Annotated in this window: 14 protein-coding genes and 1 tRNA gene; 6 read left to right on the forward strand and 9 right to left on the reverse strand. The window is 68.2% G+C overall.

Annotated elements, in window-relative coordinates; genetic code table 11:
- Positions 1–18 precede the first annotated feature (18 nt).
- The gene (locus tag FBZ89_RS18120; protein ID WP_145751277.1) at positions 19–864 is read left to right on the forward strand and encodes a helix-turn-helix transcriptional regulator; all 846 of its coding nucleotides are present in this window, start codon (positions 19–21) and stop codon (positions 862–864) included.
- On the opposite strand, the gene FBZ89_RS18125 is transcribed toward FBZ89_RS18120, so the two are convergent.
- Positions 865–2052 carry an MFS transporter gene (locus tag FBZ89_RS18125; protein ID WP_145751278.1) on the reverse strand — a complete coding sequence of 396 codons (1188 nt, stop codon included), beginning with the start codon at positions 2050–2052 and terminating at the stop codon, positions 865–867.
- Positions 2053–2462: 410 nt separating this feature from the next.
- Positions 2463–4055 (reverse strand): ABC-F family ATP-binding cassette domain-containing protein, encoded by a 1593-nt coding sequence (locus tag FBZ89_RS18130; protein WP_145751279.1) that lies wholly within the window; start codon positions 4053–4055, stop codon positions 2463–2465.
- Between the two features lie 421 nt (positions 4056–4476).
- Here FBZ89_RS18130 and FBZ89_RS18135 point away from each other — a divergent pair, with 421 nt between their 5' ends.
- Positions 4477–6426, forward strand: a complete 1950-nt coding sequence (locus FBZ89_RS18135) for an AAA family ATPase (protein ID WP_145751280.1) — start codon at positions 4477–4479, stop codon at positions 6424–6426.
- Positions 6427–6485: 59 nt separating this feature from the next.
- Here FBZ89_RS18135 and FBZ89_RS18140 read toward each other — a convergent pair.
- Both FBZ89_RS18140 and FBZ89_RS18145 read right to left on the reverse strand, forming a co-directional pair.
- Positions 6486–6575 (reverse strand) — tRNA-Ser (locus FBZ89_RS18140).
- A gap of 157 nt (positions 6576–6732) precedes the next feature.
- Positions 6733–7374: an aspartyl/asparaginyl beta-hydroxylase domain-containing protein gene (locus FBZ89_RS18145; protein ID WP_145751281.1), complete on the reverse strand. Its 642-nt coding sequence runs from the start codon at positions 7372–7374 to the stop codon at positions 6733–6735.
- Positions 7375–7552: 178 nt separating this feature from the next.
- On the opposite strand from FBZ89_RS18145, the gene FBZ89_RS18150 reads away from it, so the two are divergent.
- Positions 7553–9403 (forward strand): DUF885 domain-containing protein, encoded by a 1851-nt coding sequence (locus FBZ89_RS18150; RefSeq protein ID WP_145751282.1) that lies wholly within the window; start codon positions 7553–7555, stop codon positions 9401–9403.
- An 88-nt stretch (positions 9404–9491) separates the two neighbouring features.
- On the opposite strand, the gene FBZ89_RS18155 is transcribed toward FBZ89_RS18150, so the two are convergent.
- The 3 genes from FBZ89_RS18155 to glsA all read right to left on the reverse strand — a co-directional run bounded on the left by FBZ89_RS18155 (position 9492) and on the right by glsA (position 12075).
- Positions 9492–9884, reverse strand: coding sequence for a hypothetical protein (locus FBZ89_RS18155; protein ID WP_145751283.1), 393 nt, complete (start codon positions 9882–9884; stop codon positions 9492–9494).
- 64 nt (positions 9885–9948) lie between these two features.
- Complete coding sequence (locus tag FBZ89_RS18160) at positions 9949–10908, reverse strand: hypothetical protein (protein WP_145751284.1); 960 nt, start codon at positions 10906–10908, stop codon at positions 9949–9951.
- Positions 10909–11019: 111 nt separating this feature from the next.
- Positions 11020–12075, reverse strand: a complete 1056-nt coding sequence (gene glsA, locus FBZ89_RS18165; RefSeq protein ID WP_145751285.1) for a glutaminase A — start codon at positions 12073–12075, stop codon at positions 11020–11022.
- A gap of 240 nt (positions 12076–12315) precedes the next feature.
- On the opposite strand from glsA, the gene FBZ89_RS18170 reads away from it, so the two are divergent.
- Positions 12316–14019, forward strand: coding sequence for an Hsp70 family protein (locus tag FBZ89_RS18170; protein WP_145751286.1), 1704 nt, complete (start codon positions 12316–12318; stop codon positions 14017–14019).
- On the forward strand, positions 14016–15737 hold the full coding sequence (locus tag FBZ89_RS18175; RefSeq protein ID WP_145751287.1) for a J domain-containing protein: 1722 nt from the start codon (positions 14016–14018) through the stop codon (positions 15735–15737). Before FBZ89_RS18170 ends, FBZ89_RS18175 begins: the two co-directional genes overlap by 4 nt.
- Positions 15738–15758: 21 nt before the next feature.
- Here FBZ89_RS18175 and FBZ89_RS18180 read toward each other — a convergent pair whose 3' ends face one another.
- Both FBZ89_RS18180 and FBZ89_RS18185 read right to left on the reverse strand, forming a co-directional pair.
- Positions 15759–16733 (reverse strand): SRPBCC family protein, encoded by a 975-nt coding sequence (locus FBZ89_RS18180; protein ID WP_145751288.1) that lies wholly within the window; start codon positions 16731–16733, stop codon positions 15759–15761.
- Positions 16730–17077: an ArsR/SmtB family transcription factor gene (locus FBZ89_RS18185; protein WP_145751289.1), complete on the reverse strand. Its 348-nt coding sequence runs from the start codon at positions 17075–17077 to the stop codon at positions 16730–16732. The genes FBZ89_RS18180 and FBZ89_RS18185 overlap by 4 nt, the downstream gene beginning before the upstream one ends.
- A 186-nt stretch (positions 17078–17263) precedes the next feature.
- Here FBZ89_RS18185 and FBZ89_RS18190 point away from each other — a divergent pair, with 186 nt between their 5' ends.
- On the forward strand, positions 17264–18379 hold the full coding sequence (locus tag FBZ89_RS18190; protein WP_145751290.1) for a hypothetical protein: 1116 nt from the start codon (positions 17264–17266) through the stop codon (positions 18377–18379).
- Positions 18380–18505: the final 126 nt, after the last annotated feature.

Raw genomic sequence — 18505 nt, forward strand, 5'->3', positions numbered from 1 at the left:
AGTAAAATGGGTAACAGGATGAGCGAGCCCCTGACCGCCGGCACCAACCCGAATGACAACAAGCTGGGTGGGTACCTGAAGGACCGGCGCACCAGGCTGGACCCGGTCGCCCTGGGCTTCCCGGCGGAGCGGCGGCGCACCGCCGGCCTCCGCCGGGAGGAAGTGGCGCAGCGCGCCAACATCAGCCCCACCTGGTACACCTGGCTGGAACAGGGCCGGGGCGGCGCCCCCTCCGCCGATGTGCTGGACCGCATCGCCCGCGCCCTGATGCTGACGGAGGCGGAGCGGGAGCATTTGTTCCTGCTGGGCCTGGGTCGCCCGCCCGAGGTGCGGTACCGCCGGAACGACAGCGTCACCCCCCGCCTGCAACGCGTGCTGGACGCGCTGGACCCCAGCCCCGCCCTGATCCGCACGGCGACCTGGGATGTGGTGGCCTGGAACCGGGCGGCCACCGTCATGCTGGCGGATTACGGCGCGCTGCCGCCGGAGCGGCGCAACATCCTGCGCATTCTTTTCCTGGACCCGCGCGCCCGCGCCGTGCAGTACGACTGGGAAAGCGTGGCGCGTTTCGTCCTGGGCGCCTTCCGCATCGACGCCGCGCGGGCGGGGGCCGCCGCCGAGGTGGAGCCGCTGGTGGACGAGTTGTGCCGCCTCAGCCCCGAGTTCGCGGCGCTATGGCGCGAGAACGGGGTCGTCAGCGCACCGCATGAGGCGGTGAAACACATCCGCCATCCCGTCATCGGCCCCCTCGCCTTCGAATACACGGCCTTCGCGGTGGATGGCCGGACAGACCTCACCATGACGGTCTACAACCCCGCCACGGCGGAGGACGCCCAGCGCATCCAGTCGCTGATGCGGTCGTGATCACGCCGTCTCGGCCATCCGCGCCCGGCGCAGATAAAGCGACAAAGCGACGCCCAGCCCCGCCGCGGCCCCACCCACCAGGAAGACGCTGCCATAGCCGGCGCGGTCGGCCAGGAAACCGACCAGCGGACCCGTCAGGCCATAGGCCAGATCCTGGAAGGCGGTGAAACCGCCCAGGGCCGTGCCGCGCAGGTGCGGGGGCACCAGGTGCACCACCTCCCGCCCCATGGATGGGAAGATCATGGAGCAGCCCAGGCCGGTCATGAAGGCGCCGGCCAAGGCCAGGACCGGGTCGTGCGCGCTCCACACCAGGACTTGGCCCGCGGCCTCAACGGCCAGCGAGCCGGTGGCCACCAGCAATCCGCCGATGCGGTCCGGCAGGTGGCCGAACGCCACCCGCATCAGGACGAAGCCGCCGCCGAACGCCGTGAGGCCCAGGCCGGCGTGGTCCCACATCCGGTTGAGAAAATAGAGGGCGAAGAAGGCGCCGATGGCGGCGAAGCCGATGCCCTGCAGGCAGACGATCAACCCGTGCAGCCAGATGCGGCCCATCACGCCCAGGAAGGATGGGCGGACGGCCGGGGGATGAGGGGCGACGCCGGCCAGCGGCCAGATCGCCAGCAGCCCCAGACAGGGCAAAACGGCGCTCACCGCCATGGCGCCGGCGAAGCCGGCATGGTCCAGCAGCGCCAGGCCGATGGGCCCGCCCACGGCCAGCGCGCCGTAGATGGCGGCGCCGACAAGGGACAGGACCTTGCCCGTGCGCTGGGGCCCCACCATGCCAATGCCCCAGGCGACGACGCCGACCCCGGTGAAGCTTTCGCCCAGGCCCAGCAGCACACGGCCGGCCAATAGGATCAGGAAGGCTGGCACCGGCCTGTCCTGCGGCAGGCCCGCGCCCAGGGACACCAGGCCGCCCACCCCGTAGAGGACCAGGCCGCGCGCCACGGCCGCCTTGGCGCCCCGCCGGTCGGCCAGGCCGCCCGCCGGCCCCCGGCTGAGGATGGCGGTTAGAAAGGTCATGCCGGTGCCAAGGCCGGCCCAGGCATTGTCCAGCCCAAGCTGCCCGGTGACATAGACGGGCACGGCCGGAAGGGGGATGGCGACACAGAGGTAGGACAGGAAAAGGATGCCGATCAGCAGCGGCAGGCGGCGCTGCGCCGGATCACGCGACGGAATGGATGCCATGGAAACGCTCCGGGCTCTTGCCCCGGCCGGCGGCACGCGCGGCAACGCACGAGCCGTCCGGTGGGACGGGTCGATGCGTTGGTTGACGTGGAACGCTTACGGCCGCCTTGGGAGAGCGACATCAGAGGAGGCACGTCGCCGTACCGTGCTGAAAATACGACGACTTCGCCCCATCGCCTAGTCGCATTGGGGCAGTGTCTGAGGTGACAAGAACAAGCGTTTGTTTTTTCTAATGAAACAGGCTCAGTTCATTCCGATTCCGGGTCTTCGTCGCCCCTATCAGCGCGCCGATGCTCAGCTTTCCCAAAGTCGGGCGGACGGGGCACGGCACAAACGGCCAACGGCCACACGCGGTGTGAGGAATGCCCCTTAAGATATTGTAATCGGCTTTAATTTCTGTGTCGGCTCATCTAATTTCTCAAGCGCCCCGGGGCCAGCCATCGGGTGACGCCGATGGCCTGAAGGAAGGCCAAGTCATGGCTGACCACCAGCAGGGCGCCGTCATAGGCGCGCAAGCCCGCCTCCACCACCTCGATGGCGTCAATGTCCAGATGGTTGGTGGGCTCATCCAGGATCAGCAGGGGCGGCGGCGCCTCGCCCCCCAGCACACAGGCGAGGCCGGCGCGCATCAGCTCGCCGCCGCTCAGGCTGGCCACCCCTTGCAAGGCAGCATCGGCGCGGAAACGGAACCGGGCCAGGGCGGCACGGCAGCTATTCTCCGTGGCACCGGGGTTCAGGCGGCGAAAGTTCTCCAGGACGGACAGCGCCGGATCCAGCACGCTCACCCGCTGGTCCAGCAGCGCCAGACCGGTGTGGACCCGCACGGCACCTGACCAGGGCGCCAGGCGACCGGCGATCACCGCCAGCAGGGTGCTCTTGCCCGAGCCGTTGGGTCCCTCCACCGCCACCCGCTCCGGCCCCGTCACCGTCAGGGGCAGGCCGTCCAGGATGGGGTGCCCCTCGGCATAGCCGGCGGTCACCTCTTCCAGCGCCAGCACCACCTTCTGCGCGGGCAGATGGGTGGAGGCCAGCGTGATGGATAGGGGCTGCAGCACCTCGATGCGGGCGCGGGCGATTGCGGCGGCATCCGCCGCCTGGGCGCCGCGGGCATCGGCCAGGCGGGCCCCCGCCCCGGCGCTGCGCTCGGCGCTGTCCTGGCGCATGCCCAGCAGCAGGCGCGGCATGTCGCCCTTGTCCGCCTTGCGCCGGCCGGCACCATCGCGCCGCGCCTGGCGCTCCACCGCCTCCTGCGCCCGCCGGGCGGCATCGGCCACCCGTTTCTCCGCCTCATCCAGGTCGTGCCGGGCCGCCGCCAGTTCCTGGGCCTTCAGGGCGCGGTATCGGCTCCAGCCCCCGCCGTAGCTCGTGGCGCCCAGGGAGGTCAGCTCGACGATGGCGTCCATGCCCTCCAGCAGGTCGGGATCATGGCTGACAACGATGGCGCCGGCCTTCCACCCCGCCAGCAGGGCCGCCACGGCGGCGCGGCCCTCCGCGTCCAGGTTGTTGGTGGGCTCATCCAGCAGCAGGAAGTCCGGCTCGGCGAACACCAGGGCGGCCAGAGCCACCCGCGTGCGCTGGCCGCCCGACAGCGCCGCCAGCGGCGTCCCCGGTGTCACGTCCAGGGCTAAACGGGCAAGCGCCCCCTCCAGCCGCGTCTCCAGGGTCCAGTCAGCCTCCGCCAATTCATCCATCGTGGCGACGCCCCGCTCCGCCCGGCGCAGCAGCGCCAAACCGTCGGCCACGCCGAACAGATCGGCCACGGTCTCGTCCGCCCGCAGGTGCGCGCCTTGGCGCAACACGCCCAGGGTACCGGACACCGTCACGGCACCCGTCTGCAGCGGCAGCGCCCCAGCGATCAACGCCAACAGCGTGGATTTGCCCACGCCGTTGCGCCCGACCAGGCCGGTGCGCTGGGGTCCGAAACTGAGGGAGAGATGGGAGAAAAGCGGGCGCCCGTCAGGCGTGGCCCAGCTGAGATCGGCAAGCGCGATGGTGGCAGGCATGATGGATATCCCCGAAGACGGAACGAAGGCTCGTCGTGTTCGGGCGGAAATCCATGAAGCACCATCCAGTTGGTTCGCACTCGCCCCAGAGTATGGGGAAGAGGGTGTGATGACACAAGGCAAACCGCGTCGGCGCCCGGTCGCAGAGTCGCGCCGGGCCTTGTGATATCGCCGGATTAGGATTATAGGTGCCCGCGTCAGGCCCTATGCCTGCCCGATCAGGAGTAAATGGATTGCTGGCCCACATGCCCTTCACAGGCGCGGCCGGCGGCATCCACTCCCTTCCGTAAGGCGCTCCCTATTTGTGGGGGCGATGCGGCGGGGCCATGGATGCGCCGCCCGCAGCCCGAACCAAACGGATGGACCGTGACGTGCGTGTCGCCTTGCGCCGACGCGCGCTGATCGTATGAACGGATTTTTCATGAACGAATGGACGATGGTCCGGTGCCTGGCGCTCCGGATCGGCGTGGTGGGCGATGCACGCCTGCGCCGCGCCCTTGACGGCTGGGCGGATGCCCAGGCCGAATGGCTCAACCTGGATGACAAGCGCGACTGGGCTTCCGCCCTTGCGGCCCTGGACGACCCGCAGGACCATGGGCCCCCCTCGCATGCGCTGGCCATCGTGAATGTGCTGGCCCCGACCCTGGCGCTGGATGCTTTTGACACCGCCCTGCTGCGCCTTCTGGTGGCCGTGGGCCGACTGCCGCGCGCCGCGGGATTGGCCGAGGCCTGGAGCGAGCACGGCCGCGACCTGCCCGTCCTGCTGGGTGGGGCGGCTGGCGCGGCCCCCGCCGATGCCGACCGGGCCGTCCGCCGCAGCGCCGCCTCGCGGCTCGGCCTCGCCGACTTCCGCGCCAATCGGCGGGGAGTGATCGAGGTCAATCTCCGCTGGCCATTGGAAAGGCTGCTCGATCGTGCCGCCGCCGATCGCGCCTCCGTGATTGCCACCCTGATCGGCCCGCATCAGCAGGCGCGGCTGACACTGGCTGATTTCGCTCACGTCGCCGACATCGACTTCCTTGTGCGGTTGCTGGCGGGGGCCAGCCGCGACCGGGCCTCAGGCGTCAACATTCTGATCCACGGGCCGCCGGGCACAGGCAAAACCGAACTGGCGCGCACCCTCGCCCAGGCGGCGGGCCTGGCGCTGTATGGCGTGGGCGAGGCCGATGATGACGGCGATGAGCCTAGCCGCTGGGACCGCGTCTGCGCACTGCAACTCGGCCAGCGCGTCATGGGCCCGGCGGGCGCGGCCGCATTGCTGTTTGACGAGATGGAGGATCTGATCGGCGACGCCAAACCATCGGACGGGGACTGGATGACCGGGCGCCAGGGCAGCAAGGTCTTCATCAATCGCCTGCTGGAAACCAACGACGTGCCGGTGATCTGGACGACCAACGCGCTGGGCAACATCGACGCGGCGATCCTGCGGCGCATGAGCTTCGTCCTCAAGCTCGACCTGCCCACCCCCAACGCGGCACGGCGGATGCTGAAGCGGATCGCGTCGGAGGAAGGAATCGTCCCCTCCTCCCGGCTGGAAGCCTTGCTCGACGTGGCGCCCGAGACCGCCACCGTCCTGCGCGTGGCGGCACGGGCCACGCGACTGGCCGGCGAACCCGAAGAGGCCGTCCGCCCCGCCACGGCACTGGTGTGCGCCTTACGGGGCAGCGAAGTACCCGTGGCGAACGGGGAACAGCTGGATCTCGATCTTTTCGAGAGCACCGTACCGCTGGCCCCCCTGCTGGCGCGGTTGGAGGAAAGTGCCGGCAAAGGGGGCGAAGACCTGGATGTGTCGCTGTTGCTCACGGGGCCGCCGGGCACGGGCAAGACCGCGCTGGCGCATCATCTGGCCCGCGCGCTCGACCGTCCGCTGGTGGTCAAGCGCGCCTCCGACCTGCTGTCGCGCTGGGTGGGCGGCACCGAGGCCGCCATCGCCAAAGCCTTTAGCGACGCGCGCGAGCGCGGCCATGTGCTTTTGTTCGACGAGGTGGATTCCCTGCTGTTTGATCGCGGTTCCGCGACCCATAGTTGGGAGTCGGGCCAGGTCAATGAAATGCTGACTTGGCTGGACCGTCATCCCCTGCCGGTGATCGCCACCACCAACCACGCCCACCGGCTGGATACCGCCGCCCTACGCCGCTTCGTATTCAAGATCGATCTGGCGCCGCTGGGGCCAACGCGCGCGGCCGTGGCTTTCGAGCGGTTCTTCGGCATGCCCGCCCCCGCCGGCATGGCAAGCCACCTGACCCCTGGCGATTTCGCGGCGGTGAAGCGGCAACTGCGCCACCAGCCCGCCCGCGACGCCCATGACCTGCTGGATCGCCTGTCGAGCGAGGGTGCGTGGCGTCCCGTGCGGGCGAAGATGGGGTTCTGATGGGAAGCGACACAGCGGGAAAGGCCCCGTTCCGAGCGATGGGCCGGACGGAAGGGCGTTGGCGGATGGGGTGGGATTCGAACCCACGGGACCCTTGCGAGTCCGCTAGTTTTCAAGACTAGAGCCTTAAACCACTCGGCCACCCATCCGTCTTTTCCGTCAGTAGGTTGGCGTACACCCTCAATCCTGGACGGGAAGAAGATTCCATCCGGTTCCCACCGACCGCCCGGGCCTTGGGCGCCGGGAGGCCCATCGTCTAGCATTCCCTCGCGGCCCGCGTCCACACGGTTGCGCGACGTGCCGCCATTATTCCTGGCCGCTGCCCCGCCAGGCCCGCACCAGGTTGCAGCATTCCTGCGCCAGTTGGATGCGCCGGAGCGGTTCGGCGGACAGCGCCGGCGGGAACAGGCACGCCACAACCGGCGTGGCATCGACATCCAGGGCCAGGACGACACGCTGTTCAGGCGCCGGGTTCTCGACCTGGTGGGGGATGGAGAAGTCACCCGCCCAGGCCTGGCCGGGGGGATAGGCCGCCGCCTCGTGTCCAACCCAGGTGACGGCGGCTGGCGGGACGGCGATGGGAATGAGGATGCGCGCCTCCTCCAGGTGCAGGGCTTGGCCGTCGTAGTGCCATTTCAGAATCTCGCCCGGCCCCTGCCGCAGCAGGTAGCAGGCCCGCACGCGCCAGTCCGCGCGCACCAGAAGCGCGGCGACGGACGGCATCAAGGCCAATGCCGGCATCGCCACCGGCGCCCCGTCCAGGCGCCGGTCCAGCAGCGGCACGGATGTCCAGCCGTTGGTGCCGCCGAAACTACCACGCGCCTCGGCCGGCAAATCCCGGTCCAGGGTGGCGAAGTCCGCCTGAAGCGCGGCCACATCCATCGCCATGGCCAATGGACCATGCAGCGCCAGCCCGCTGTCGCGCGTCAATTCCTGCCAAGGATGCAAGCCCGCCCCCGTCCCCACGCCGTGCGCCACCTTCCTGTTTAGCGGTTAAGCCGCCGGCCCGCCATGGGACAGGCCACCCGTCGGCACGCACCCACGCCGGGCGTTTTCCCCCTCGCGCCCCGCCCCCCAGCCGGGTACAAGCGGATCAGGCAGTTGCATACAATATCGGGAGCGAGACATGTCGGATATCAGCCGCCGCGCGTTGCTGGCGGGCGCCTCGGCCGTGGCCACCAGCCTGGCCCTGCCCTTCCCCGTCCGGGCCGCGGAGGCCACGTCGGCGCCCGGCGACGCCGCCGCGGAAAAGCTGCTGGCCGGTATCGCCGAGCGGCTGCTGGCCGAATATCCGGAAAACGCCACGGCCCTGGGCATCGACAAGGACGCGCGCGCCGCCCTGCACGGCCGCCTGACCGACCGTTCCGCCGCCGCCGACCGCGCCCGCGCCGCCTGGGCGGGCGAAACGCTGAAGACCCTGCGGGCGGTCGACCGCGCCCCCCTGTCCGCCACCCAGGCGCTGAACGTGGACGTGACCGAGGAGGCCTTCCGCACGGCGGTCGAGGGCTGGCGCTTCCCCTTCGGCGACGTGGGCACGCTTTCCGGCCAGAACAGCTTCCGCAACACGCCCTATTCGGTGACGCCCCTGGGCGGCGCCTATGTAGACGTGCCCACCTTCCTCGACACCCAGCACGCGGTGGAGACCGCGGCCGACGCCGACGCCTACCTGGCGCGGGTCGAGGCCTATGCCGGCGAGCTGGCGGCGGAAGCCGAGCGCCTGGACCATGACCGCGGCGTGGGCATGGTGGCGCCGGACTTCGTGCTGGACATCATGCTGGGCCAGATGGTGCCGGCGCGGGCCGAGCCCATCGCCCAGTGGGGCCTGGCGGAGTCGCTGCGCCAGCGCGCGGCCAAGGCGAAGTTGCCGGACCGCTACGCCAAGGAGGTGGAGGCGCTGTGCACCGCCAAGGTGGCGCCGGCGCTGGACAAGCAGATCGCGGCATTGAAGGCCCAGCGCGCCGTGGCGGTGGCGGAGCCCGGCGTGTGGCAGCGGCCGCAGGGGGAGGAGTACTACGCCTGGGCCCTGCGCGCCGGCACCACCACCACCCGCACGGCGGAGGAGATGCACGCCCAAGGCCGTGAGCAGATCGCCCAGATCCAGGCGGAGATGGACACCCTGCTGAAAGCCCAGGGCCTGAGCCAGGGCACGGTGGGTGAACGCATGACGGCGTTAGCCAAGCGGCCGGACCTGCTGTTCGCCAACGACGACGCCGGCCGCGCCAAGCTGCTGGAATATCTGAACGGCCGCATCGCCGACATCCGCACCCGCCTGCCCCGCGCCTTCGCCACCCTGGTGCAGGGCAAGCTGGTCATCCGCCGTGTGCCGCCCGCCATCCAGGACGGCGCCCCCAACGGCTATGCCTCGGCCGGCAGCATCGACGGCAGCGTGCCCGGCTACTACTACATCAACCTCAAGGACACGGGCATCTGGCCGCGCTACTCCCTGCCCACGCTGTGCTATCACGAGGGCATTCCCGGCCATATCTGGCAGGGCGAGTACGCCAATCAACTACCCCTGATCCGCACCCACCTGGCCTTCAACGCCTATTCCGAGGGCTGGGCCCTGTATGCCGAGCAGTTGGGCAACGAGCTGGGCGCCTATGACGGCGACCCGCTGGGCAAGCTGGGCTTCCTGCAGTCCATTGGCTTCCGCGCCTGCCGCCTGGTGGTGGACACCGGCATGCACGCCAAGCGCTGGGGCTTTCAGCAAGCGTTGGACTGGTTCCACGCCAACACCGGCATGCCGGTGGCCCAGCTGCGCAGCGAGCTGAACCGCTATTGCGCCATGCCGGCCCAGGCCTGCGGTTACAAGATGGGGCACAACCAGATCAACATGCTGCGCCGGAAGGCCGAGGGCGCCCTGGGCGCCCGCTTCGACCTCAAGCGTTTCGACGACGCCCTGGTGCTGTCGGGCAACGTGCCCCTGACCCTGCTGGAACGCATCGTCGACCGCCACATCGCGGCGATGAAGGGGTAAAGGCTGACGGGCGGCGGCCGGAAAAGGCTCCGGCCACCGCCGTATCAATCCAGGTCACGCCCCCCCATTTTGCACACCACCGCCGTGGTCACGCGCAGCCGACGCGCCTGGAAAACACGACCCACCGGCCAAAGAATTTAAAGAGCCAGTGGTCGCCACCGCAATGCCAAGAACCAGCGTGGGCCAGGGCGACCCAGCGCATCAATATGCTCAATGCCTCAGCATGAACAACAGCACCTAATTTGCACCTGTATGTATCCCCAACAATTCCTGTGCTGCATTGTCCATACTCCGTGTTCTCACTATCTGGATGAAATATAATGCCCGGGTATCTTTTCCTTATTTCCTCAAGAACATCATTTTCTGGATCCCTGCCATCGAAAGAAAGATAAAATTCATCGCCATCTGGAGGACCATTATCCATGTAATCATAGAATGTATTAAGCGTAATATGTTCCCAATCTCCAACTTCAGCAGTCATCGGTGGGAATTCCCACATCAGAAATAAACCAAGTAGCGCTGAGCATGATATAAGTGAAATAATCTTACAAAATGATATGCGCCTTATGGCCCTCATTATCCTCATTTTTTACCCCCATATGTTTGAGGGCATAGCTGTCCGCACAGCATTCAACTTCTTTACATTGTCCACCCTGTTGTTGATGCCCCCATTCGTGCAAAATGGCGAATCTCATTGTTTGTTCAGGTGTGGATTTCCCGAATCCAGGAATGTAAGTAGGCGCGGCTGCCGTTCGGAAAATTTGACTATAGTTGCCCTTGGTGTATCCGCCGACGATTATCCCATTATGCTCATCCGCGTCTTTTTGAGCTTCCTTCAGGGTGGGAAATGGCAAGGCACGATCCCTTGGCCGTAGAGAGCCAAACTGTGGAACGAATTCAAAATTGGGAGGTATTTTTCCTGCCAGGAATCCCTGCGTCGGCAAAAGCCCTTCGTCCTGTAATTTCTTATACTCTTTATCGAACAGTTCCTTCGCCTTAACTGGAGGCAGAAGATCTTTTTCTTCTACACGCAAAACACCGCAGGCATGAGGCGCCGCTTGTGCTTGAGTGTTGGTCCGCAACGCGAAACCTGCTTGAGGCTTCGCCGCTCCACCGCTGTCGGTCCAACACCCGTCACAGTCACGCGGCTGGTCCGGGCTGTACTTCGCCAGATTGTCGTTGGCCCGCGCCAGGCGGACGGCGGCGTCCCAGTCCAACTCAGGCAGGCGCAGATGAACCGCGCGGATCATGGCCTGGGCGAGGTCGCCCCGGTTCAGCGCGTCGGCGATCTTGGTGAGGCCGGGCAGCACGGCGGCGCCCGGTTCCGCGCCGGCATAGGCGCGCTTCAGCAAGGTTTCCACCGCCGCCGCCGAACGGACGTGGAAACCGCCAACGCCCTTGGCCAGCAGGGGCACGCCGGCCAGGGCCAAGCCCTCGGCCGTGCAACTGATCCCCAGGCCACCCGGGCCGTTGCTCAGGCGATACCGACGCTGCCAACCATCCATGCTCGCTCTCCCTGTTGCTGGAAGAGCAGCGTATGTTCTATTTTTGTTCTTGTCAATCTAAAGACGAAGGGGTCAGCCGTTCTCGCGCTCCGCCCCCCCTCGCCCTATCACCTACCTGCTTGCCGCGAACAGGTTCAGGCCCAGCGCCTCGGCGATGGATTGCACCGCCAGTTGGCCGCGCACGCTGTTGCCGGCAGCGTCCAGGCGGGAGGAGTAGACGCCGATGGCCAGCTTGCCCGGCGCCACCGCCAGGATGCCGCCGCCCACGCCGCTCTTTCCCGGCAGGCCCACCTTGAACAGCCATTCGCCGGTGGTGTTGTAGAGGCCGGCGGTGGCCATGACGGCGAGCACGCGGGCGCTGGTGGCGGGATCGACCACCGCCTTGTGGCTCATCGGGTTGGTGCCGCCGTTGGCCAGGGTGGCGCCCATGGTGGCCAGGTCCACGGCGCTGACGTTGTAGGAACATTCGCGGGTGTAAAGGTCTACCGTCGCCACCGGGTCGGCGTAGAGATGGTCATAGCTCTGCAGCAGCAGGGCGATGGCCTGGTTGTGCTGGTTGCTGGCCATTTCCGACTGATAGACGTCCTGGTTCAGCGCCAGCGCCCGCCCGGCGAAGGCGGAGGCGGTGTCCAGCACCACCTTCCAGCGGGCGTTGACGTCCACGCCGGGCACCAGGCTGGCGGCGGCAATGGCGCCGGCATTGACCAGAGGATTGCCGGCCGGGGGGCTGCCCGTCAGCTTGTCGTTGTTCAGCTCGATGGCCAGGACCGAGTTGAAAGGCTGCCCGGTGGCGTTCACGCCGATCTTGGCCATCACCGCGTCCGGCCCCTGGTCCTTCAGCACGCGGGCCAGGGTGAAGACCTTGGCGATCGACTCAACGGGGAACTCCTGCCCCGCGTCACCGGCCTTGAACACCCGGCCATCCGCCGTGACCACGGCGATGCCGAACAGCTTGGGGTCCGCCTTGGCGAGATAGGGGATGTAGCTGGCGTTTTCCCCGTCCATCACGCCCTTGACCTTGGCGTAGGCCTGGTCTACTGCCTGCTGGATGGCCTTGTCGGCGGGCGGGGCCTCACGCGCCGGGGCGGCGCCGGCGCCCAGCAAGGTCAGCGACAACGCGACGGCGGCGCTCCAGGCGCGCGCCCGCTGGGTCAAACCGGACTTCATCAAAGGATCCCCCTCGTTCAGGCTGGCCGGCATCTGGATGGCGATGCTTGGGTGCCGGTGTTTGGCGTCACTGTAGCGGGGCCGCCTGTCCGCCAAGAAGCCTTAATCGTGGCCACATGATCTTGGCCGCATGATCTTGGCCACATGCTGGCATCCACCCTTCCCCCTGGCCGTCCCGGCGGCTAGAACGGTGGCGGCATGATGCGTACCGCCGGTTGGTGTATCAGGAGGGTCGTTGGGTTGATCGTCGGCATCGATTTGGGCACCACCAATTCCGCGGTGGCCGTCTGGCGGGATGGCAAGGCGGAACTGATCCCCAACAGCCTGGGCCACCGGCTGACGCCCTCCGCCGTCAGCCTGGATGACCAGGGCACGGTGCTGGTGGGCCTGCCGGCGCGCGAACGCCAAGCCACGCACCCGACCCTGACCGCCACCGCCTTCAAGCGCCTGATGGGGTCGCAGCGCGTCACCCGCCTGGGCAAGCGCGACTTTTTGCCGGAGGAGCTGTCGGCCCTGGTGCTGAAGGCCTTGAAGGCCGACGCGGAGGCCTATCTGGGCCAGCCGGTGACCGAGGCCGTCATCACCGTGCCGGCCTATTTCAACGACAAGCAGCGCAAGGCCACGCGCCGGGCGGGCGAGCTGGCCGGCCTGAAGGTGGAGCGGCTGCTGAACGAGCCGACGGCGGCCGCCCTGGCCTACGGCATCCACCAGCTGGAGGCGGAGACGCAGTTCCTGGTCTTCGACCTGGGTGGCGGCACCTTCGACGTCTCCATCCTGGAGATCTTCGAGGGCGTGATCGAGGTGCGCGCCACCAGCGGCGACAACCGCCTGGGCGGCGAGGACTTCAATGAGCTGATCGTGGATGACCTGCGCCAGCGTTTCGCCACCGATTGGGGCCGCGACACGCGCGACAGCGACGCCCTGTACCAGCGCCTGCGCGCCGCCGCCGAACGCGCCCGCCGCGCCTTGAGCGAGCAGGGATCGACGCCGGTGCGCGTGGTGTGGAAGGACAAGACCTATGAGTACGAGCTGACGGCCGAGGCCTTCGAGGCCAAGGCCGAGGGCCTGCTGAACCGCCTGCGCGAGCCCGTGCTGCGCGCCCTGCGCGACGGCCAGCTGGAGGCGCGGTCGCTGCGCGAGATCGTGCTGGTGGGCGGGGCCACCCGCATGCCGGCGGTGCGCCGCGCCGTCACCCGCATGTTCGGTCGCTTTCCCGCCCATTCCGTGCACCCCGACGAGGCGGTGGCGCTGGGCGCCGCCGTCCAGGCCGGGCTGAAGGGCCGCGACGCCGCCCTGAACGAGGTGGTCATCACCGATGTCTGCCCCTATTCCCTGGGCGTGGACGTGGCGGAGCGCAACCCCGACGGCAGCCTGCGCACCGGCATCTTCTCCCCCATCCTGGAGCGCAACACCGTCATCCCCGCCAGCCGGGTCAGCAGCTTCCATACCCTGCAGGCCAACCAGAAGGCGGTGACCTTCACCGTCTACCAGGGGGAGTCGCGCGACGTGCAGGACAACATCGCCCTGGGCCAGGTCAGCATCCCCGTGCCGCCCCGGCCGGCCGGCGCCATCAAGGTTGACTGCCGCTTCACCTACGACATCAACGGCCTGCTGGAGGTGGACGTCCACGTGCCGGAGACGGGGGAGCAGCGCACCCTGGTGATCACCGACGAGGAATCCGCCAAGCCCGACGACCTGGAGGCCCGGCGCCAGGCGCTGGCGGCCCTGAAGGTCCACCCGCGCGATACCGAGGCCAACCGCGCCGTCCTGGCCCGCGCCAACCGCTGCTATGAGGACTTCCTGGGCGACAAGCGCGCCTATGTCGCCCACCTGCTGGCGCAGTTCGAAGGCATCCTGGAGGGCCAGGAGCCCCGCGCCATCGAGACCGCCCGCCAGTCGCTGAGCGAGGCGCTGGACCAGCTGGAAGGCGAGACGTACCTGTGAACCCATGGGACATCCTGGCGCTGGAGCCCACCGGCGACCAACTGGCCATTCGCCGCGCCTATGCCCGGCGCCTGAAGGTCACCAATCCGGAGGATGATCCGGACGGGTTCCAGGCGCTGCGCCAGGCCTATGAGCAAGCCCTGCTGCACGCCCGCCGGCAGGTGCCGGACGCCAGCGTGGCGGAGGAGGAGGCCGCGACGTCCGAGGCGGCGCCGCCCGCCGTAGAAGGACCGTCGCCGGCCCCCGCCGAGGCGCCGCCGGCGGAGGCGCCGCCCCCGGAACCCACGGTGGACGAGGCGGTGGTCCGCCACGTCGCGCTGTGCAACCACTTGGGCGACCTGCTGTCCGCCCCAACCCCCGCCGACCCGGCCGCGCTCAAGGGTGCCCTGGCGTCCGTGCTGGCTTCCCCCGCCCTCGCCCATATCGATGTGCAGAACCGGACGGAGGATTGGCTGGCCCGGCTGCTGCTGTCCACGGCGCCCCGCTCGGACGCGCTGGTCCCCCTCGCCAGCGCCCATTTCCGCTGGGACGCGGCCAAGGCCGGCACGCAGACGCCCCTGTTGGCCGCCGTGCAGAAGCGCGGGCGCGACCTGGCCTTCCTGGCCAAGCTGCGGGGTCGGGACCACACCTACGCCGCCGCCTATCGCTTGTTGCAGGTGCCGCCGAACCGGTACAGTCCGCGCCTGCGCCTGTCCCTGCCGGATCTGACCAAGGACGTGCGCGGCCTGATCACCCTGATCCGTAACGACTACCCCTCGCTGCGCGCCAATTTCGACGCGGACGTGCTGGCGGCCTGGGAGGCCTATCTGGCGGCCGAGCCGGTCAGCGCCGGCCTGGCGTGGCTGCTGCTGGCCACGCCCCTGTTCCTGGCCGTCTACGTCTATCTTGAGGCCAGCCTGTCGCCGGAGGATCTGGCGGCGTGGCCTGCGGGCTTCCTGTTGATACCGCCCCTGCTGGCCGCCGCCAGCCTCGCCTACCGGCTGGGCGTACGCATGCCGGCGCGATGGCTGCGGCGGCGCTGGGCCCGGGACGCCGGACCCGCGATCCGCCTGGGCTGGGCCCCGCTCAGCCTGGCGCTCATCCCCCTGGCGCTGGCCTTGCCGCCGTCCGTCGGCATCCCCGTCACGGCGGCGGCGGCCACGCTGGCCCTGTGGTGGGCGGGCCTGTTCCAGATGGTCTACGCCAACGACACCAGCCGCCAGGCCGTGCGCATCCTGCTGGCCAACAGCATTCCCTTGGTGTTCTGGCTGTTCTGGATCGGGCCCCTGCTGCCGGCGGCGCGGGTACCGGCCTTCGCCGTGGCGGTGGCGGGCGCGCTGCTGGCCACCAGCATCGGGGCCGGCCTCCTGACCCGGTGGTGGTATGCGGAGATCGAGCAGCCCCGGCGGCGCCGCGCCCTGGCGGGCCTGGCGCTGGCGGCCTTGCTGACCATGGGCCTGCTGTTCGCGGCCGACACCACGCCGGGCCTGCTGCCCTGGGCCGTGGCGGCGGTGACCTTGGTGCAGGTCCTGGAGCGCGTGCCCTCGCTCGCCCTCTCCGGCGAGGCGGCGAAGCGGCGCTACTACGCCATCTGGGGCACGGGCGTGGTGCTGCGCGTCGCCCACACCATGGCCGGCGCGGTGGACACCCGCGACGTTTTGCTGATCGGCGGCCTGGTGCTGATGGCCAGCGTGCTGGGCATGATCGCCTATCAGCTGAAACGCCCCCAGGCCGCCTGATCCGGTCGGTTATTCGCCCCCTCAGTCCTTCAGCGAGGCGCCCAGCCGGTCCATCAGGAAGCCGGTGCCGTGCTCGCGGGAGCCGTTGTCCTCATAGCCGTCGAGGAAGGCCCCCTGCTCCGTGATCTTCAGGGTGGTGCGGCCCGCGCCCGCCGGCTTCAGCTCCATGGTAGCCAGCGACACGGAAATCTTCCGGTCATCCAGGTGCATGACATAGCTGTAGACGATGCGCTGGTTGGGAATGATGTCCAGGTAGTGCGCGTCGAAGGTGGAGGTCACGCCCCCCTGCCAGCGGCCCTTGGCCCGCTCCGTGCCGCCCACGCGGAAGTCCATGCTGCGCTCCAGCGATTCCCACTGGCCGGGGTCGCCGCCGAACCACTTGGCCTTGGCCTCGAAATCCGACAGGGCCCGCCAGACGCGGGCCGCCGGCGCGTCGTAGGTGCGCTCCAGGCTGAAGATGGCGTGGACGGCGGAACGCTCGGTGGGCAGGTCGCCCGTGCGGCCATCCAGGTGGGCGGCGTGCCGCGCCAGCTTGTCCAGGGTCTGGGACCAGCCTTCCGGCGCGCCGCCGATGGCGGCCAGCATGGCCGGGTCATAGACGGTGTAGGTCTGCACGATGTCCAGCTGCGTGCCGCAGATGGTGTCGGAGAAGGTCACCTCCGTCCAGGCGGTGAACAGCACCTTGCCGTCGCCGCCGTCCACGCGCAGGTCCAGCACCAGGCGGTCGATGGGCGTGACCTCGGCGACGCTGCCGCGTGTCCAATGCTCCGTGCCGTCCGGTGCCCGCATGCACACCTCGAACGCGCCACCCACCCGCATCTCCACGGTGGCGTGGGGCACGGTGTAATGCTCCGGCGCGAACCAGTGCTTCACATGGTCCGCCTTGCTCCACGCCTTGAACACCGTCTCGCGCCGCGCCGGAATGGCGCGGGAGATGCGCACGGGCTCGGGCCGCAACACGGCCGCGTCGGCGGCCTGGGTTCCAACTTGGGTCATGATTCCTCTCCGTCTTCGTCTTTTAGTGTTTCGAGATAACGGCCCAGCCGATCCAGGCGACCGGCCCATTCCATGCGCCGCTGGTTGATCCATTGCTCCGCCAGGCTCAGCTGGGCGGCATCGATCCGGCAGGTCCGCACCCGCCCCACCTTCTCCGACCGCACCAGGCCGGAGCTTTCCAGCACCGCCAGATGCTGCATGACCGCCGGCAGGGACATCTTCAGCGGCTGCGCCAGCTCACTGACCGACGCCGGCCCGCGCACCAGCCGTTCCACCAAGGCACGGCGGGTGGGGTCGGCGAGCGCCTGGAAGGTGAGGTCGAGGGGGGATGGTTGGTTAAGCATATACTTTAGTATCGTGGCAGGAATACTAAAGCAAGTGGTTTAGTGTTTTGTTGCTCAAACAGCATGACGACTAAAGACGAATGCCCGTTAAGCGTGTATGTTCATGGGACGTTTGTGGAACGATAGCCATAAACGAAAAGGGACCTTTCCAATGGCCCACACCTCCCGATGAGGACTCCGCTTTAAATGGGCCACAACACCGCCATGGGAGAGAATCTCCCGCCCCGTCTCCTCCATCCGGCCCTGCTGATCGGCAAGCTGGTAACGCTGCTTTTGCTGGCGCTCATGGGCGTATTCCTGGTCCATCCGGACACTACCCCATCCCGCGACCTGGATTTGCGGGCGGACCAGGAGGCCTTCCTGGCACGCGCCCTCGCGATTGATGGGCTGCTTTGGCTACTGACTGACCGGGGTCGGCTGTCCCGCATCGCCATCGGTGGATTGACACGCATTCCTGAGCCTTTGCCGGAATCGGCGGTGGGCTTGTGCGTGCTGGACAACCGACCATTGGTCTTGACCGGCGGCCCAGACGGAGCCGGACCTTGGACATTGCGCCACCGGTCCCAGAATCGTTGGACGGCGCTGGCGACCTTGTCGGCGGAAGGGGACCGGGCGATGGCGCTGGACTGCACCGGCGGCGTCATCACGGTGCTGACCGACCACCGGATCATCCACATGGACGGAGCGGCCATCAGGCCTGTGCAACTGTCGGAATCGCTGGAAGCAGTGGGCGTCGTCGCCGCCACTTACGGTACACCCGACGACCTGTTCGTCGGCCTGAACGCCGGCGAATGGGGTGGCGGCCTACGCCGCATCGACCGACGGACAGGGCGGATGAAGCAGATCGATCCGGAATTCGACCGCAACGGCAGCCTGCCAGTCAATGCCATCCTGCCCCTGCCTTGGCGGCCCAACTGCCTGGCCCTGGCGGTGGGGCTGATTCATTTTTCCGCCGTCGGCGGGGTGGCCCAATTGTGCGGTGATGCGACGGACACCCTCTATCGCCAACCGTATCGTCCCCCCAACACGCACGGGCTGGTGTGGCAGCTGGGGAGACAGGCCCCCACTTACGATCTGGTCGCCTTCTATGGCTTGGCCAGCGATGGCGACAGCCTATGGGCCTCCGGCATCGACGGATTGTATCGCCTGTCGCCGCAGGGCCGGGCACGGCACGTTCCTTTGCCGGCTTTCCGTGAAGTCGGCGGCTTGTGGATCAGCTTCGATCATCCGCATCTGGTGCTTATCGTGGCTGACCAGCGTAAGGCCATCGGGAGCTATGGGCCGCTGCTCGTACCCTACTGATAGTTCGACCCACCGCGTCAAACGATTGACCAATCGGGTAGGGGGAAGGTTCACACCTCCCCCCTCCCACACCACCGTACGTACGGTTCCGTATACGGCGGTTCATGAAGCGTGGTTTAGGCGTTG

Origin of the sequence: Nitrospirillum amazonense, from assembly GCF_007828045.1 — a bacterium.
Taxonomy (GTDB): Bacteria; Pseudomonadota; Alphaproteobacteria; order Azospirillales; family Azospirillaceae; genus Nitrospirillum; species Nitrospirillum amazonense_C.

What these genes read in the sequence shown, in the direction of transcription:
- FBZ89_RS18185 (WP_145751289.1), bottom strand. Translation starts at nt 17,077, where the DNA reads ATGCTTAACCAACCATCCCCCCTCGACCTCACCTTCCAGGCGCTCGCC.
- FBZ89_RS18180 (WP_145751288.1), bottom strand. Translation starts at nt 16,733, where the DNA reads ATGACCCAAGTTGGAACCCAGGCCGCCGACGCGGCCGTGTTGCGGCCC.
- FBZ89_RS18120 (WP_145751277.1), top strand. Translation starts at nt 19, where the DNA reads ATGAGCGAGCCCCTGACCGCCGGCACCAACCCGAATGACAACAAGCTG.
- FBZ89_RS18150 (WP_145751282.1), top strand. Translation starts at nt 7,553, where the DNA reads ATGTCGGATATCAGCCGCCGCGCGTTGCTGGCGGGCGCCTCGGCCGTG.
- FBZ89_RS18160 (WP_145751284.1), bottom strand. Translation starts at nt 10,908, where the DNA reads ATGGATGGTTGGCAGCGTCGGTATCGCCTGAGCAACGGCCCGGGTGGC.
- FBZ89_RS18190 (WP_145751290.1), top strand. Translation starts at nt 17,264, where the DNA reads ATGGGCCACAACACCGCCATGGGAGAGAATCTCCCGCCCCGTCTCCTC.
- glsA (WP_145751285.1), bottom strand. Translation starts at nt 12,075, where the DNA reads ATGAAGTCCGGTTTGACCCAGCGGGCGCGCGCCTGGAGCGCCGCCGTC.
- FBZ89_RS18135 (WP_145751280.1), top strand. Translation starts at nt 4,477, where the DNA reads ATGAACGAATGGACGATGGTCCGGTGCCTGGCGCTCCGGATCGGCGTG.
- FBZ89_RS18125 (WP_145751278.1), bottom strand. Translation starts at nt 2,052, where the DNA reads ATGGCATCCATTCCGTCGCGTGATCCGGCGCAGCGCCGCCTGCCGCTG.
- FBZ89_RS18130 (WP_145751279.1), bottom strand. Translation starts at nt 4,055, where the DNA reads ATGCCTGCCACCATCGCGCTTGCCGATCTCAGCTGGGCCACGCCTGAC.
- FBZ89_RS18155 (WP_145751283.1), bottom strand. Translation starts at nt 9,884, where the DNA reads ATGACTGCTGAAGTTGGAGATTGGGAACATATTACGCTTAATACATTC.